This is a genomic window from Arenibacter palladensis (genome assembly GCF_900129275.1).
In the GTDB taxonomy this organism is placed as follows: Bacteria; Bacteroidota; Bacteroidia; order Flavobacteriales; family Flavobacteriaceae; genus Arenibacter; species Arenibacter palladensis.
Genome location: NZ_FQUX01000007.1, coordinates 88,090 through 106,278, shown reverse-complemented (window position 1 = coordinate 106,278; position 18,189 = coordinate 88,090). Strand labels below are relative to the sequence as shown.

Sequence of the window (18,189 nt, the reverse complement as noted above, 5' to 3'; positions counted from 1 at the left end):
AAGATCAAGGCTCTAAATTATCCCTACTTTATTTAGTAACAAAAGAATTTGTAACCTTTATTTAAAAAGGGGTGAAATTCTAACGAACTCACCCCTTTTTATTAATAATTTACTAATATTATCAGCTTATTATACTAAAATTAATAACCTGGATTCTGCTCCAATACTGCTCCCGTATTTCTTTCGATTTCACGGTTAGGTATTGGCCATAGGTTATGGTAATCCTCGATAGGGTAACTTTCGTACTTACCATTGTTAAAGGGATGATGTAAAGTTCTTCTTTCATCTATTAATCCCAATCTATTCAAGGTCATTACTCTAGATTCTTCCCAAGTTAATTCCCTAGCCCTTTCGTCGAGAATATAGTCAATATCAACATCACCTTCTTCAACTGGCGTGGCATTAGCTCTTGCTCTAATTACATTAATATCCGAGGCAGCATTGGCCAGGTCCCCTTTGTTTAGGTAGGCTTCCGCCCTTAAAAGATAGGTTTCTGCCAAACGGATGTTATAATGATCCCTAAAGGTTTGGGATGCATTTCTTGTTACCTCACCTGTTTCGAAATCAACGAATACCTCATCTGGAAAATCGTTGATAGGGGTTGCTTTGGCAAAAATGGCATTCCAATACCTATTGTATATTGTATTTCCGCTCTGATCAAATGCATTGTCAGCAACTATATTTTTCCCGTAATATGCAGACTCGGGATTATCGGCCACCAGGTCCCGAATAATATTGTATTCAGAATTACGCATATCATTGGGATCACTCTCCCATATTTCCTCTAACACATAATCTGATGGGACAAACCATCCTATTCCCCTACCCCCATTCTGGTTTGTAGGAGCAAAAAATAGCGGCTTTCCATCTAATCCAGTCAAGTTATAATATCCAGGACAAAGATATTGGGTCAAAATACTACCACGGCCACCACCGGTAACATTGTATTCGTACTGCGCCACCCAAATACCTTCGGTGTTTCCTGAATTACGGTTTTGGTTACCTCTTCTAAAAAGGTCACCATATACGTCACCTTCCCAACTTATTTTGCTTCCGAATCGGGAAGTCATCAAGGCATAGTCCGGGTTATCTATAACCGCAGTAGCACTGGCAATGGCCTTATCATACTCACCCGTATTGATATATAATTCCGTTAAGAGGTGGTATGCAGCAGCATTGGTCAATCTACCTTCCTCCCACAAATCACCAACATCAGGTAAGTTTGCAGCGGCATATTCCAAATCACTTATAATTTGGGCATACACCTCATCGAGGCTAGCCCTAACATAATCTCTTTTAGCTTCGGTAGTCTCTTCCAATACAAGGGGCACACCTCCATATAAATTAGCCAAATTCCTATAGGAAAAGGCTCTAAGAAAACTTGCTTCTGCCTTTAGTATGGTACGTTGCTCTTCTGTATCGAACTGAGTGTTCTCTCCATCAATTCTTCCCAAAACAACATTGGCATTAAAAATGATTGAATAATAACGCGTCCAAATGTTTATTACATACGTGTTTTCCGGGGTAAGGGAAGCTGAGTACGAGTTAAGGCCTGCTGTAGCCGCAGTGGCCGCATATGCCATATCCGTTGAAAAATTCCAAACAAATGGACCGTACAACGCCGCCCAGACATTATACAAATCGGTCAGATTATACAAACTTGCCACCGCTTGATTGAACTGATCAAAAGTCTGATAAGAATTATCCGCACTGTAAAAGTCCAAAACATCTTCTTCCAACCATTCTTCTTCCTTACAAGAAAAGAAACTAAGGAATAGGAAAATAAAAACTATTGTATATCTATTTTTTTTCATGATTATCTCTTTTAAAATTCAACATTTAGACCTAGTGAATAATTTGCCATTACAGGACTATATCCCCAAGTATAGGTTGACCCTACCTCTGGATCCCAACCGCGCCATTTTGTAAACGTATGCAAGTTTTTTCCACTTACGAATAGTCTTAAGCTACTAAACCCAAGTTTTTCAAGAACCTTCTTGTCAACATCATATGATAGGGAAACATCCTGGATACGCACAAAATTTCTCTGCATATATCTGTTAGGCTCGTAGGATGCGGCAACATCCAACCTTCTAAACCTGGCATCCGGATTCTCTGGCATCCAATAATCCCAAGCTCCTGTTGGAAAATTCTGGGAGTCGAATCGTTCTAGAACCGTGTTTGCCGAACCAAAAATCAAGGCATCGGTTCCATAATAGTAATCCTTTCCTCCTTGAATGGAATTGATAAAGGCGTATAAACTAAAATTCTTGTAACGAACCGTATTGGCGATACCAAAACGGTAACCAGGATCACTATATCCCAAAATCTTTCTGTCATCAAGGGACGAATAAGCTCCATCATCATTTAAATCGGCAATCTTATAGGTACCAGGAAAGAAACCATTGGGAATATCCCCAGCCTCTTCATCGGCCAATTGCCACATTCCCATAATCTCATAATCATAAATAACATTCGTAGGCTCCCCTATGAACAACTGATCTGAAGTAAGATCATCTTCTATCCCATCACCATCATTATCTATCCCCAAAACTGATACAATTTCATTTCTGTTTCTGGAATAATTAAATGTAGTTTCCCATTTCAAATCCTTATTGTTGATCCATTTACTGGTCAAAGAAAATTCAAGTCCATAGTTTTTAACTTCACCAATATTGGTATTGATACTGCTAAAACCAGAAGTAGTAGGCAAATCAATGGCATAAAGGATATCCTTTGTGGAGTTCTTATAATATTCCACATTACCGGTAAGCCTTGAATTAAAAAAGGCAAAATCGGCACCAAGATTTAATCCTGTCGTGGTTTCCCAACCCAATTCATTATTGGCCAAAGACGAGATTGTCTGTGTAATGGTAGTTGATCCTCCGTCTCCAAAAACATAACCATAATTACCATCTACCGTTGCATTTACAACTGCCTGGGTATCATACCTACCTACACCCCTACGGCCTGTAGTACCATAGGAACCCCTAAGCTTCAAATAATTCAACAGTTTGGAATCTTTATTGAAAAAGTTCTCCTCGCTAACCACCCAGCCAAAAGCCATGGATGGAAAGACACCAATTTTATCCTCAGTACCAAAACCAGAGAAGCCATCTCTTCTAATGGTACCCGTCAACAAATATTTGCTGTCGTAGTTATACTGCAAACGTCCCATGGTATATAAACTCGTTTCCTTTTCCGCACCTGTATTAACTCCGTACAAACTTGCATCACCGGCCTCTAAGGAATTATACCCTAATATATCGTTGGTAAAATTTTGTGCATTCACATTGGTAAAAGAGTAATTGCGCTCTTCCACACCATAAAGAAGAGTAGCGCTTATACTGTGCACCCTATTAAAAGTCTTGTTGTAACTTAAAATATTATCCACTGTCCAATCATAATAAGTTGCCGCATTTTTATAACCATAACCCGTGAAATTTGCGTCTGTTGGGTCAAAATTGTTATGATTAACCGTTCTATAATTTTGCGAAAAGTTTATTCTATAGTTTAAACCATCTATCGGCAATTTAACGTCCGCATGTATATTGGCAAAAAGGTTTAAATGCTTTTCCTCATCATCAGCTTCAAGATCCAACAAAGGATTGGTCCATGTAGCCTGAAGTATTTGCCTAGGGGTAACCCCATCATCTTCATACAATGGTGTCCATGGCATTACCAAAGACGCAGTAGCTATACGCGGGGTTTCACCATCATAGTCACTAGTGGTAACAAATGTTTCAGTACCTACCTTTAACCAATCATTGATAGTAGCATCCAAGTTCATACGATAATTTACCTTCTTATAGGTATCGTTTATTACAAAACCCTGAACATCCGTTAAACCTCCTGAAAAGAAATATCCAAAATTCTCAGACCTACCGGTAACACTAAGATTATGATTATTGATATAGCCATCGCCAGTAAGTATATCGTATATACTATTATCCGTACCATTATTATAGCCCTCTATCATATCATTTGTAGGAAAGAATTTGGTAATATCAAATGTAGGATCTGAATCCAAATACCCTGACTCAGCCGTTCTAGAACCATTTTCCCAATAAGCATCAGGTAAAAATTCTTTCAACTCGGCCGCACCCATTGGCTCCAAAGCCGTATTGGTAGGCGTTTGAACCGTGTAACTAGCAGAATAATTAATCTTGGGCTTACTAATAACCTTACCTTTTTTAGTGGTAATAATAATAACACCGTTGGCCGCCTGTGAACCATAGATGGCAGCAGAACTGGCATCCTTTAAAACATCTACCGATTCAATATCGGCCTTGTTCAAATCAACAAGATTCCCCCTATATATTATTCCATCCACTACAATTAGAGGCTGATTTGCTGCGGCACCGCTAGAAAGCGAATTCTGACCCCTAATAGAGATAGTTGGATCTTCACCGGCTGCATCTGTGGCGCCGATATTCAATCCTGCAACAGAACCTTGCATGGCAGACAAAATAGAAACATTGGGAACTTCCGCCATTCTTTCCACATCAACACTAGTAACAGCTCCGGTTAGATCACTTTTCTTGGCAACACCATACCCAATGGCCACAAATTCTTCCAAACCAATAATATCCGATTCCATGCTAACATTCAAAGAGCCTCCTGTCACCGTAACTTCTAGGGTTTTCATTCCTAAGTATGAGAAAACCAAGACGTCATTGGTAGCAGCAGAAATAGAATAGTTTCCATCAAAATCAGTGACCACTCCTGTACTTGTACCTTTTACGACTACAGAAACCCCTGGCAAAGGAACATCAAATTCATCCACAACAACACCTTCTACGATATTCTGATCAGCATTCTTTACACCTGCCATGCTCTTCGGAGAAATTATGATCTGCCTATCCATAAGGGAAAATACAACTTCATCATTTTCAAAAATCGCATCCAGGATTTTAGAAATCTTCCATTTATTTACGTCAAGACTTACTTTTCTTTCAACATTGACCAAGTTATTGTTGTACACGAAGTAAAACTCACTGTTTTCTTCTATTTCCGTCAACACTTGTTTAATGGAAGTATTCGCTACACTAAGTGAAAGCTTTGTATCCTGCGAATAACTGGAGGCAGGAATTGCTGCGAATGACGACAAACAAATAATTAGTACAAATAATTTCATAATGAGGAACATTTTGGAAGGCGGAAACACCTTAAAGGCTTTCCCTACCATTAACTTTTTTTTCATAATTTTGGATTGGTATTAAATTGATACTATTTAACTACCTGAATTCTCAGTTCAGGGAAATTTTAGACAGGGAAGTGCGTCAACACTTTCCTGTTTTTTTTCAATCATCTCATCATAGGCAAGAAAGTTTAAGTTGTTTTTGTTAGAGTTGTTGTTGTTAATGCTTTTATTTTTTAATCGACAATATTACCCGCCTCCTACTGAAGCTATCATCTTTCATTTTTTCTGATGCAACAATTTTATATTCCATTGGCGAGGACAGACTTAAAAGTTTAAGGACCTGCTCTAAGGACTCATCATTAAAAGTTGCTGTAAACCTGTAATTCTCTAAAGCTTTGTCACTTATTTCAATATCCACGTTGTACCATTTTTCCAATCTACTGACAACCTTATCTATTGGATCCCCATAAAAAACTATTTTTCCTTCTTTCCATGCGGTATATTTGCTCATCTTGGAATCACTGATCCGGGATAATCTTTTCTCGCTTATACTGCATTCCACCACATCATTGGGATTCAAAACCATATACTCCTTTCTGCTCCCCTTTGCACCTTGCACCAAACTTACTTTTCCTTCCACTAGAGCAACTTCCATGGAATCGTATTCCTCATAAGCGGAAACATTAAAGGAGGTACCGTACACTTTTACATCCAATCCGGACGTATTTACAATAAATGGCTTTGATTCATTCTTGGTCACATCAAAATACCCCTCGCCATTCAATTCCACTACCCTTTCCTCAGCATCATCAAAACTAACAGGGAACTTAAGTGTACTCCCTGAATTAAGCCAAACATTGGTTCCGTCCGCCAAAAGTATCTTGGTACGGGTACCATAGGACGCCCTTACCTCTTGGTAAACTGTTCCGGATGTACCATCAATTAAATCGTTTGCCCCAAGAAGGTAATTGAACAGGAATCCAAGACCCATGGCAAGAATCATAGCTGCAGCAACCCGAAGATTGCCAAAACTGGTTCTTCTTTTAAATCGAAAATCCGGTATGCGTTTTTTGGTTTTTAGGAGTGATGCCTCTACATCTATTGTATTGGACAACAACAACTCTCCAGATCTTTTCCACAATTTTTCGTAAATCCCAAATTTCTTTTTGTTCTCTTGCGACAAGGAAATCCACTGATCCAAGAAAATCTGTTCTTTAGAATCCAGCTCACCTTTAAAAGACTTGGCTATGATACGTTCAATCTTTTTTTCTTTCTTTTCCAATTGCTTTACAGATATGGTTCAATTAAATGACGAGCCATAACACAGCACACCCTACGTTTATGTAAAAAAAAAGTTAAATTAATGTTGTGTATGAAGTGATAATATCAAGAAAGGAATGACACACCAACCATTCCACCCCAATAAAAACAAGGCTTAAGACGTATTTCCAAGAAATTTACATCATCATTACTCAATGAAAAAAAAATGTTGCCAACCCTACTTTTTTTTTCAAATTACATAAATATTGTACTAGGAAAACAGATAGAAAAGATTTAAAAAAAAGGATAGAAAATGCCGTTATGAAGGGAAGAAGATGAGACAAGCTTTGCCATTTACCAACACTAAATGGATACAAATTCAATACTCTGCCATATCTTAAACTTTTAACCAAGTAAGTTGATCTGGTTACAATTTTGACATCCAAACCACAATAGCAAGTACAACTGCAGTAATATAAGGTTGCAAATCTTTGCGTAACAGTTTTAGGGCCCGACTAAGAAGGGCTTCCACAGCTTTACTTGAAATGTTCATTTTAACCCCAATTTCCTTATAGGTAAGATTCTCGAACCTACTGTACTCGAAGGCCATTTTACTCTTTTTGGGCAGGGCGGAAATTGCCTTGACAAGAAGTTCCTCGAACTCACGGGACAACAAAGAATTCTCTGCATTGATTACGAACTCCTCCATTTCCAATTTTTCGTGCAGCTTCTCCAACGACTTAACCTGTCTAATATGATCTATACATCTATTCCTTACCATGCGTGAAAGATATGCCGGTAAACTTTCTATACTATCCGCCCTATCGCGGTTGGCCCACAGCTTCACGAAGCAATCCTGCACAAGGCTTTGTGCCTGGTCCAGGTCATAAACATAATTGGTGGCATAGGCACAAAGACCTTTGTAGTACCTTCGAAAAATACAATCAAAAGCCTCCTCTCTGTTATTTTTTAATTCAGATATTAAGAATTCGTCGGGGGTTTGTTCCTTAAATCTCATTACAAAAAATTATTTCTTCATCCCATACGCCTCAAGCACAAAACCTATAGCAACTATATCGGTCTTCATGTAAACTAACCGCTACGATCAAGACCTTATATACGGCAAAATACTACTTTTTACTTTAAACCATCCATTGTTCAAATCGCCGTCACATTCTTCTATCAATATTTTTTTCAACTTTTCAGCCATTTCCATATTACCCTCATAAAGGTTTTTCTCCTCCCTATAATCATCTGGTAGATAGTATAATTGAAAAATATCATCAGCTGCAAAATACCGTAGCTTCCAACCTTCTTTGGATACAATGGCCGGCCCTAAAAAAGAAGAATACACCACATAATCGTGTTCCTGACCTTTTTCCCCCAGTAACTCCGGAAGGTAAGATACCCCGTCCTTGCTCTCGGGGATTTCAAAATCCACCAAATCGGCCATAGTAGCCATAAAGTCATAATTGGAAACCAAGGCATTCGAAGTTGTTCCTGGTTTTATTTTACCTGGCCATCTGGCAATTAAGGGCACTCTAACCCCACCTTCCCAATTACTTCTTTTAATTCCTGCCATACCATCATTGCCATCAAACACATCTCCTGCCAATTCACTGTAATATTTGGTATTTACATCGTCAAAAAACTCCCCGGTTTTCATATTCCTTACCGGTTTCAATATTCTGCCTTCCTCTGAATAATATATTTCATGTCCATTATCAGAGGTAAAGACTACCATGGTATTATCATCAATCCCAAGAGTCTTCAACTCATTCATAATGATACCCACATGATCATCCAACATTTTCACCATGGATGCGTACTCCTTTTCTATTTGGGTCAACCTGTCATCATTGACAAAGTCTTCGTGGACCTTGGGAATAGCCACAGGACCGTGGGGCAACTGGGTGGGGTGATAAAGAAAAAATGGTTTATCCTTATTACCTCTAATAAAAGTCAATATTTTTTCCAAGAAAAGGTCTTGGGAATAGGTGGTTTTTCCTTCCATATTCCATCTTTCTTCATAGGCTTTTTCCGTTTCCTTTTCCATAGTCTTGCCACAGTTCGCCAAGGTATTGCCTTCAATATTGATCAAATTTCCGTTCTCAAACAAGAAAGGTGGATAAAACCCATGACAACGCACATGGTCCAAAAATCCGTAATAGTAATCCCAACCATGTCTTTTCATCTGCTTGTCCGTAGTTGAAAAACCATATTCCAGTTTACCAACTTCACCAGTAACATATCCTGAGGACTTAAATACTTCTGCCAAAAACACTTCATTTTCCGGAATTTCACCCAACTGATCGTTCAGCTTCTGTGCAATTTCCGCTTGATCCATGGTGCCTCGGGAAATATTTAGGTACAACCCCCCGGCAGTTATTTTCCACTTATCCTTTTGGGCATCGTGATAGCCTGTAATAAGACTGGCCCTTGCCGGAGCACAGAACATGGCACCATAAGCATTTTCAAAACGCATACCCTCACTGGCCAAGCCATCTATATTAGGAGTCTTAATAATGCGCTGCCCCTCAACAGAAAGTAGACCCCTTCCCAAATCATCGGCATATATAAGTATAACATTGGGTTTGACACTAACATCGCCCATTTCCTTTTTCGCTTCCGAACAACCTACAATGACCAACATTGCCGTTAATAAACCAATCGAGTTCCTAAAACCCATATTTTCACTCTAAAATTAATTACACAATAAATGAAACATATATTCCACTATTCCACCTTGCAATAGCTTAACAACTATCAAATAAAACTTACCGTAAATTCCGAAATACTCATTTTTAACACTTATTAATGCTAAATTAATATTATCAAAATATACAAAAGTTCATCTTGATGGAATAATTTTATAAAGATAGAAAAATATATACAACACACTAAAATTAAAATGTAAGCTAAATTAAACAATATTTATAAATATCTGATTAACAGTATTTTAAAACTAATTGTCAATTAAATTAATTATAGGTCAACTCTAAAATTTTATATAAAATTTCATATTTTATTTGTCAAATCACCATATTAGCCTACTTTTAAAACATATTTTATAAAGTATGGCAAAAAGATGGTACAGTATTTAAAAAGCCCATTAGACCAATTTTATATATCGTCAAAAAAAGAAGTGAATCGTTTAAGCCAATTGGACAATTATAGCTTCTTCAAAAAGAAATATTCATAATTACCCAACATAGAAATGAAACATATTACTCACTTAACACTTATAGGACTAGCCGCGCTCTGCTCTATCTTTTATGCATGTGAAGAAAAAATAGTAACGACAGGGAACGCTGCGCCCAATATTCTTTTTATACCCGTAGACGACTTAAGGCCGGAACTGGGATGTTATGGCAACCCTTATATCAAAACCCCTAATATTGATAGATTGGCGGAAGAAGGAGTGGTATTCACTAGGACCTATTGCCAACAAGCGGTCTGCAATCCTTCCAGAGCCAGTTTGTTAACAGGCTTACGCCCAGACTCCATACAAGTTTGGGATCTGGCTACTAAATTTAGGGATATACTCCCAGACGTGGTTACTCTTCCACAATATTTTAAACAAAATGGCTATACTACCATCGGCTTGGGAAAGACCTTCCATAATGACATACCAGATTCTATAAGCTGGACAGAAAGACCTCATTTAAAGGGGTTCCCTTTTGATCCGGATGCGGTATACGCCTCCAAATTAAATTTGGACATACAAGAAGCGAAAAAACAAAAGTTGATCGCCGCAGGAAAAAATAGATTGGATCCATTGGGCCATTGGTACCTTAAAGCAAATTCCGTTGAGAGTGCCGATGTAGATGACGACGCTTATTATGACGGAGCACAAACTACCTATGCCATTCATAGGTTACAGGAATTGGCCATAGAAAAAAAACCGTTTTTCATGTCGGTAGGCTATTACAAACCGCATCTGCCGTTTAATGCCCCTAAGAAATATTGGGACCTGTACCAAAGGGATTCCATACCATTGGCCGACAACCAATACCCACCCAAGGGAAGTCCATATTATACCGTACATGGAGATCAGGAATTAAGATATTATGACGATAACCACAATCTACCCAAACCTTCGGAACAATCATGGGATATAGATAGGCAACGGGAAGTGAAACATGGGTACTATGCCAGTGTATCTTATACCGATGCGCAAATTGGTAGAATTATGGATGAATTAAAGAGATTGGACCTTTTAAAGAATACCATTGTAGTACTTTGGGGCGACCACGGATGGAAACTGGGGGAACACAATGGTTGGGGAAAAATGTCCAACTATGATATTGATGCCCATGTACCTATGATTATAGGCGGTGCCAAAATTAAAGCCAAGGGCGAAAAAAGCAAGGCACTTACAGAACTGGTTGATATTTATCCCACATTATGCGAATTGGCCGGACTGCCCATTCCCGCCCATTTACAAGGTAAGAGCCTAACCCCATTATTGGACAAACCAGAAACAGAGTGGAAAACAGCTGCTTTTAGTCAGTTTCTACTCGGAAGATTTGGTCCTAAGGAAACCAGGGACCAAGAACGCATGGGCTATTCCATAAGGACAGATCAGTATAGGTACATAAGATGGTATAGTTGGGACAAAACCTCAAAAAAGAAGGGTGAATTTTTGGACCATGAACTATTCGACCATTTTAGCGACCCACAGGAAAACGTCAATATAGCGGACGAGGGTGATCTTCAGGAGCAAGTTGCTATTCTAACTGAACAATTACAAAATCAATTCAAATAAAAGCCTCTTATACCTCTCTTAATTATGAAGCTGCTCAAATTAGAACTTGGAAAATATAAACAAGATTGTTTGCCTTTATCGAAAGTTTAGGGCAATTTACTAAAACCATAAATTAGGTTCTTAAGTATGAAACTCTGAACTGACAAAAAAATAATATGACTTTAAAATGAAAAAAGCCTTATTCACATTAAATTTAACTTTCCCTAACAATAACATAGGGTAAGACCTTTCCAAATTCGTCTAATTTATTAAAGTAGCCCTCTTACTTATAAAAAAATCAACACCATTAACCATGATATCACGCCAATCAATAAGAAGATTATTATTGTTGTTTGCAATTTTTATCTCCTTGAATATTCAAGCCCAAGACAAAAAACCCAATATTGTGTTTATCCTAGTCGATGATCTGGGATGGATGGATATTTCTGCCAATGGCAGTTCTTTTTACGAAACACCCAATATAGACCAACTGGCCAAAGAAGGAATACGTTTTACACAGGCCTACGCCGCATCGCCCATCTGCTCCCCCACCAGGGCTTCAATTCTAACGGGAAAAAATCCAGCAAGAATAGACTTGACCCAATGGATAGGAGGTCCGGGAAATCCCGAATATAAAAGAAACCTTCCTTTAGAGGAGGTGTTGTTTCCAGAATTGCTCCAAGAGGCTGGCTATAAAACCGCCTTTATGGGAAAATGGCACCTTAACAATGTAGAAGGCGAAGAAACGTTTTGGCCTAATAAACAAGGATTTGATGTTAATGTTGCTGGGCATTTTAGGGGCGGCCTATATATTAAGAACAAATATTTTTCTCCATGGGACATTCCCAATTTGGAAAATGGTCCTAAAGGGGAATATATGACGGACCGCTTGGCGAAAGAAGCAGTGAATTTCATAGACCAAAACGGAGACGACCCATTTTTGCTATACTTTTCTCTGTATTCAGTACACGCTCCTTTTGATGCGCCTGCAGATAGGGTTGAGAAATATAATAAAAAGAAAGAAAAATTGGGCCTGACCGATGCAGACAGATTTGCGGAAGAAACCCAAGGAGACCTAACATTTACCTATAGAAAGGCCCAAGATCATCCCACTTATGCGGCCATGGTAGAATCCATGGATATGGCAGTAGGAAAAATACTCGACAAAATAAAGGATCAAGGCATAGCGGATAATACTGTAGTAGTTTTCTTTGCGGACAACGGTGGCCTTTCCACTTCAGAAGGCATTCCCACGGCCAACACTCCTCTAAGGGCAGGAAAAGGTTGGTTGTATGAAGGGGGTATCAGGGAACCGGCCATAATTAAATGGCCCGGAATTATAGCACCGGGAACCGTTTCCGATGCCATTATAACCAGTAGCGACTTTTACCCTACCATTTTAGAAATGACCCGGCAACCATTAAGACCGGATTTGCATATGGATGGAAAAAGTTTAGTCCCCTTACTAAAAGGAGATACTCAGAATATTCATGAAGCCACCTATTTCCACTATCCCCACCAATCCAACCAAAAAGGTAGTCCCAGTAGTGCCATAAGGGATGGGGATTACAAATTGATCGTATTCCTCAATGATTACAGGATGGAACTTTATAATATTAAAAATGATATAGGGGAAAGGAACGATTTAGCTTCCGAATTACCGGAATTAAGGGATCATCTATACAAGAAATTATATATCTGGTGGGACGAGGTAGATGCCAAATTTCCTATGGAATTTTCAAAAAAAGCACCGACGAATTAAATCACTAAAATTTTAGAAAAATTCAAGCTCAAATGAAGCAATTCAAAATTATACTTCTATTCCTCTTCTTACTTCCATTTGTCAATGCCAATGCGCAAGAAGGCACAAAGATCAAAGTAGCCTGTATTGGAAACAGTATCACCTTTGGTTACGGAATAAAGGACCGAATCAAGGACGCCTATCCCGAACAATTGGCACGTATGCTTGGGGAAGGATATGAAGTAAAAAACTTTGGGATTAGTGGTAAAACCCTATTATCCAAAGGCAACTCCCCCTATATTGTAACCCAAGCCTATAAAGACGCCCTGGCCTATAATCCTGACATCGTTATCATAAAATTGGGCACCAATGACAGCAAGGATTTTAACTGGGTCTACAAAGATGAGTTTAAAGCCGATTATCTTCGGCTCCTTGAATCCTTTCAAAATATAGCATCCAAACCAACCATTTATCCATGTTTGGCCGTTCCCGTTTACGAAAAAGGCAGAAAGATAAGTGCCGAAATCGTGACCAATGAGGTAAACCCTAAAATAAGGGAAATTGCCAAAGAGCAGGGTCTAAAATTAATTGACCTCTATACCCCTATGCTCGGAAAAGGTAAACTGTTTCCAGACGCCATACATCCCAATGGTGAAGGGGCGGGAGAAATTGCAAAAATTATCTACGAGAACCTTAGTGGTAAAAAAGCTGTTTTGGTAGATCAGCGTTTTCCTGGCAAAAAATCCGAATGGAAAGGATTCACGAAATACGACTTCGAATTTGACGGAAAAAAGGCATTTGTTATAGAACCAACAAAAGCCATACCGGGCAAGCCCTGGGTATGGAGGGCACGTTTCCCTGGTTGGCATACCGAAATGGACAGCATTTTAATTTCAGAAGGTTTTCACCTTGCCTATTTGAACACCAACAACCAATTTGGAAGCCCTAAAGCCATGAAATCTTGGGATAGATTCTACAAGTACCTTATCAGGTCCCATGATTTTAGTAAAAAAGTAGCTTTAGAAGGTGTTAGTAGAGGAGGTTTATTTGTCTATAACTGGGCAAAAATGCATCCTGAATTGGTTAGTTGCATCTATACGGAAGCCCCGGTATGCGACTTTAAAAGTTGGCCCGGCGGATTTGGTAGTGGGATAGGCTCGGAAAAGGACTGGAAAACCTTAAAGGAAGAATATGGGTTTCAATCGGATGCCGAAGCCAAAAAGTACGACAACAACCCCATAGACAAGCTTGAGGATCTAGCCAAGGCCAAAGTTCCAATATTACACATGATTAGTCTTACGGATTCTGTAGTTCCTCCCAAGGAAAACACCTTTCCTTTAATAAACAAATATTTGGAGCTTGGGGGAATCGCCACAGTGGTAACTTGTACCGAGGGAAAACAAACCCTTCATGGGCACCATTTTCCTATTGAGACGCCGAGATTGGGTGCCGATTTCATTAAGTACTACAGCAAACCGGAAGCTACACCTCTTGACCCATCGGCCTACCATAACCTGAGAAATGGACTCCAAAACAGCCAGATTAAATTTGAACATGAAAAAAAAGGTAGGGTAGCCTTTTTGGGTGGATCCATTACCTATAACGGTGGATGGCGCGATAGTATCACGAATTATTTAAAAGATAGATTTCCGGAAACCCAGTTCGAGTTCATTGCCGCAGGTATCCCCTCTACAGGTTCAACCCCAGGAGCTTTCCGTATGGAGCGCGATCTTTTCAGCAATGGGCCAGTAGACCTATTATTTGAAGAAGCCGCCGTAAACGACGCAACCAATGGCAGAACGGATGAAGAACAAATAAGGGCCATGGAAGGTATCGTGCGCCATGCTAGATACCAAAATCCGGCAACGGATATAGTCTTCATGCATTTTGTGGACCCCGGTAAAATGAAATTATACCGTCAGGGACAAACCCCAAAAGTTATTATAAATCATGAAAAAGTGGCCCAGCATTACGGCATTCCCACTATCAATCTGGCCAAAGAAGTAACGGAACGCATCGACGCCGGGGAATTTACCTGGGAGGACGATTTTAAAAACTTACACCCATCCCCTTTTGGGCAAGGTGTTTATGCACGTTCCATGATAGCATTGCTAGAGAATTCTTGGGTAGGACCTGCTGCCGAAGACGATAAAATAAAAAGTTACAATTTGCCCGAGCCCTTGGACGAACTAAACTATGATAATGGGACGCTAGTTGATATAACTAACGCCAAAATAAGCGGAGATTGGAAATTGGTGCCTAACTGGGAACCCCAAGATGGCAAAGGCACTAGAAACAACTACACCAATGTACCCATGCTGATCGGCGAGAGGACCAATAAGGGAAAAGCAAGCCTTACATTTGTTGGCAACACCGTAGGAATAGCTGTAGCAGCCGGCCCCGATGCTGGACTAATCGAATACCGAATAGACAAAGGAGAATGGCAAAAATTGGACCTATTGACCAATTGGAGCAGAAGCCTACACCTGCCTTGGTTCTTTACCCTTGCCAGTGGGCTGGAAAACAAAAAACACACTTTACAGATTAAAATAGCGGAAAAAGAAGACCCAAAACGAATTGGCAACACTTGTAGGATACGGTATTTCTACATCAACAAATAAACCCCTTAATATTAAGATTACCTAATGATCAATCAATCAAAAAACAACTATATCAATAAACTTCCGCTACTACTAATACTGGCACTATGCCTAGGCCTAAAATCTAACGCCCATCAGCCAATTAAGGTCTTTATACTGGCCGGACAATCCAATATGCAAGGTCACGGAGAGATGGAAAAAGGTGTTAAAGGCAACCTGAGGTGGTTGATCAACAATGACAAGGAAGATATATACCAACACTTGGTGGACGAACATGGGGAATGGTCAGAAAGGGATGACGTGTTTATCTTTACATGGGATAAATTCGATACTATTAAAACAGGAAAATTAAGTGCAGGTTATGGTGGTTTTGATACCACTATTGGGCCTGAACTCGGCTTTGGCCATGTTACAGGAAACCATTATGAAAACAAAGTACTCCTTATAAAAACGTCTTGGGGCGGCAAGAGTCTGGCCGTGGATTTTCGTCCACCCTCTGCAGTCGGTGAATCGGGATATAGCCGTATCCCCTCCCAACCCAAGGACACCGGATACTATTATGTGCAAATGCTATCTACCGTCCACAAAGTATTGGACAATTTGCAGCAATATGTTCCCGATTATCAGGGAGAAGGTTATGAACTTGCAGGCTTTGGTTGGCATCAAGGCTGGAACGATCGGGTTACCAAAACGGCAAACAAATACTATGAAGAGAATTTAGTACACTTCATAAAGGACATAAGGAAAGATTTGGGAACCCCTACTTTACCCTTTGTAATTGCCACCACAGGCATGAAGGGATGGGCAGACAAGGACCCAAGGGCAATATCCCTAATGAATGCACAAATGGCAATGACGAACTATCCGGAATTTAAGGATAATGTATCGGTTGTTGATACAAGGGATTTTTATATTGAGACCGAAGATTCCCCATCAAAACAATTTTATCACTGGAATAGAAATGCAAAATCCTACCTTCTTATAGGAGAGGCTTTGGGCCAGGCCATGATAGATCTAAAGAAAAAACAAGCTGCCACCAATATTCATCAGGAAATAAGAAATGTCCCCAGCTATGATAGTAAATATTTAACCCCTACCCCTCCTATGGGCTGGAACAGCTGGAATGCCTTTGAAAAGGAGATCGATGAAAACAAAATAAAGGAAATTGCAGACATCATGGTAAGTTCCGGAATGCGTGATGCTGGTTATAAATATTTGGTTTTGGACGATGCCTGGATGGCTTCGGAAAGAAACGAAAAGGGACAATTGGTTGCCGATTCCATAAAGTTTCCCGGAGGCATGAAGGCTATTGGAGACTATATACACAGCAAAGGTCTTAAGTACGGTATTTATGAATGTAGGGGAGATCTAACCTGTCAGAACCTACCAGGAAGTTTTGAACATGAACAAACGGACATGGATTCCTTTGCAGAATGGGGCGTAGATTACATTAAATTGGATGCATGTTTCGCTAGAAAAAATGGAAGATTATCAACGGAAGATTTGGATGTTTATCATAAGGCCATCCTTAAAACAGGAAGACCTATGGTTTTAAGTATTTCAGATTTTGGTAGTGGAGCCTGGGCCTGGGGAGGTAAAAATTATGGGCAACTTTGGCGCACCTCCATGGATATCTATCCCAGAATACAATCTGTTTACCGCTGTGCGGAAACCTCTGGTGGCAACGGGGCGATTCACCCAGCATTTAAAGGTTTATGGCAATTTGCAGGTCCAGATAGTTGGAACGACCCGGACATGCTTCAGGTGGGCAATTTAAAAAGCACTATTGAAGACAAGGCCCATTTTAGTCTATGGAGTATTTTGGCCGCTCCCATTATGGCAGGAAACGATCTACGCTCCATGTCGGATGAGGTTAAAAACATCCTTTTGGCATCTGAAGTAATCGCCGTGAATCAAGATTCAAGGGCTCACCAAGGGTTTAAAGTGTATGACAAGGATAGCCTTGAAATATACAACAAGCCATTATCCGATGGAACTACTGCCGTATTAATGCTCAATAAAGGTGAAAAAAGATCGGATATCACTGTGCTGTGGGATCAAATTGGGGTATCTGGCCCACAAAATGTAAGGGACCTTTGGCTCGGAAAGGACCTCGGTAAATTTAATGGTTCATTTACCGCAAAGAATCTTGGAAAACACGAACATCTTTTGCTTAAAATAGGAACTATTGGAAGTACCCCTGTTGCCGGCCCAACACCCGTAGCGGAAGAAAAATACACCGTAACCCAAGAAGGGACTACTTACCTGAGTGATATTTATTATATGCTAAAAAAAGGAAATGCTCCTGTAGAGGACAAAAATTTTCATGGAAAGCCCTTAAAAGTTGGTGGCAAGAAATACGAAAAGGGACTAGGAGTAAAAAGCAATTCGGAAGTAATGTACAGGCTTAACGGAAAAGCACAACGTTTTCAGGCAGTAGTCTCCTTAGACAAAAACTCGCCAAAAGGTGCCTCTGGCAGGTTTCAAATTATGGTGGAGGAAAAATTTGGAGGCCGTGTCATTTTTGATAGTGGCAATATTAAAAAAGGCAAAGTTAACATTGATATAGACGTAAGTGGCCTCGACTTTATTCTTCTGGACTTTTCCGGAAAAAAGGTATTTGGCAATTGGGGAGATGCCAAGGTGATATCCGAATAAACAACTAGAAACACATGTACACCTAGATGGTAAACCTTCC

General features: G+C 39.7%; 9 protein-coding genes. 4 read left to right on the top strand and 5 right to left on the bottom strand.

All coding sequences use genetic code 11. The features are described from left to right. Nucleotides 1-140 precede the first annotated feature (140 nt). The 5 genes from BUA60_RS17225 to BUA60_RS17205 form a co-directional block, all read right to left on the bottom strand. The gene (locus tag BUA60_RS17225; protein WP_072863851.1) at nucleotides 141-1,814 is read right to left on the bottom strand and encodes a RagB/SusD family nutrient uptake outer membrane protein; all 1,674 of its coding nucleotides are present in this window, start codon (nucleotides 1,812-1,814) and stop codon (nucleotides 141-143) included. A gap of 11 nt (nucleotides 1,815-1,825) precedes the next feature. Beyond that, a complete protein-coding gene (locus tag BUA60_RS17220) occupies nucleotides 1,826-5,203 on the bottom strand; it encodes a TonB-dependent receptor (protein ID WP_072863849.1) in 3,378 nt (1,125 codons plus the stop codon). 166 nt (nucleotides 5,204-5,369) lie between these two features. Beyond that, entirely contained in the window at nucleotides 5,370-6,425 is a 1,056-nt protein-coding gene (locus BUA60_RS17215) for a FecR family protein (protein WP_072863847.1), read from the bottom strand. Nucleotides 6,426-6,830: 405 nt separating this feature from the next. Further along, nucleotides 6,831-7,421 carry an RNA polymerase sigma-70 factor gene (locus BUA60_RS17210; RefSeq protein ID WP_072863845.1) on the bottom strand — a complete coding sequence of 197 codons (591 nt, stop codon included), beginning with the start codon at nucleotides 7,419-7,421 and terminating at the stop codon, nucleotides 6,831-6,833. A gap of 87 nt (nucleotides 7,422-7,508) precedes the next feature. After that, entirely contained in the window at nucleotides 7,509-9,092 is a 1,584-nt protein-coding gene (locus tag BUA60_RS17205; protein WP_072863843.1) for an arylsulfatase, read from the bottom strand. 528 nt (nucleotides 9,093-9,620) lie between these two features. On the opposite strand from BUA60_RS17205, the gene BUA60_RS17200 reads away from it, so the two are divergent. From BUA60_RS17200 to BUA60_RS17185, 4 genes are all read left to right on the top strand, one after another. Next, nucleotides 9,621-11,171 carry a sulfatase gene (locus BUA60_RS17200; RefSeq protein ID WP_072863841.1) on the top strand — a complete coding sequence of 517 codons (1,551 nt, stop codon included), beginning with the start codon at nucleotides 9,621-9,623 and terminating at the stop codon, nucleotides 11,169-11,171. Between the two features lie 292 nt (nucleotides 11,172-11,463). Continuing rightward, nucleotides 11,464-12,912 carry a sulfatase gene (locus tag BUA60_RS17195; RefSeq protein ID WP_072863839.1) on the top strand — a complete coding sequence of 483 codons (1,449 nt, stop codon included), beginning with the start codon at nucleotides 11,464-11,466 and terminating at the stop codon, nucleotides 12,910-12,912. Nucleotides 12,913-12,944: 32 nt separating this feature from the next. Continuing rightward, nucleotides 12,945-15,512 (top strand): SGNH/GDSL hydrolase family protein, encoded by a 2,568-nt coding sequence (locus BUA60_RS17190; protein WP_072863838.1) that lies wholly within the window; start codon nucleotides 12,945-12,947, stop codon nucleotides 15,510-15,512. 24 nt (nucleotides 15,513-15,536) lie between these two features. After that, a complete protein-coding gene (locus BUA60_RS17185; RefSeq protein WP_072863836.1) occupies nucleotides 15,537-18,149 on the top strand; it encodes a sialate O-acetylesterase in 2,613 nt (870 codons plus the stop codon). Nucleotides 18,150-18,189 lie beyond the last annotated feature (40 nt).

Coding starts and splice junctions, on each gene's coding strand:
- BUA60_RS17225 (WP_072863851.1), bottom strand. CDS start 1,814: ATGAAAAAAAATAGATATACAATAGTTTTTATTTTCCTATTCCTTAGT.
- BUA60_RS17220 (WP_072863849.1), bottom strand. CDS start 5,203: ATGAAAAAAAAGTTAATGGTAGGGAAAGCCTTTAAGGTGTTTCCGCCT.
- BUA60_RS17210 (WP_072863845.1), bottom strand. CDS start 7,421: ATGAGATTTAAGGAACAAACCCCCGACGAATTCTTAATATCTGAATTA.
- BUA60_RS17205 (WP_072863843.1), bottom strand. CDS start 9,092: ATGGGTTTTAGGAACTCGATTGGTTTATTAACGGCAATGTTGGTCATT.
- BUA60_RS17200 (WP_072863841.1), top strand. CDS start 9,621: ATGAAACATATTACTCACTTAACACTTATAGGACTAGCCGCGCTCTGC.
- BUA60_RS17195 (WP_072863839.1), top strand. CDS start 11,464: ATGATATCACGCCAATCAATAAGAAGATTATTATTGTTGTTTGCAATT.
- BUA60_RS17190 (WP_072863838.1), top strand. CDS start 12,945: ATGAAGCAATTCAAAATTATACTTCTATTCCTCTTCTTACTTCCATTT.
- BUA60_RS17185 (WP_072863836.1), top strand. CDS start 15,537: ATGATCAATCAATCAAAAAACAACTATATCAATAAACTTCCGCTACTA.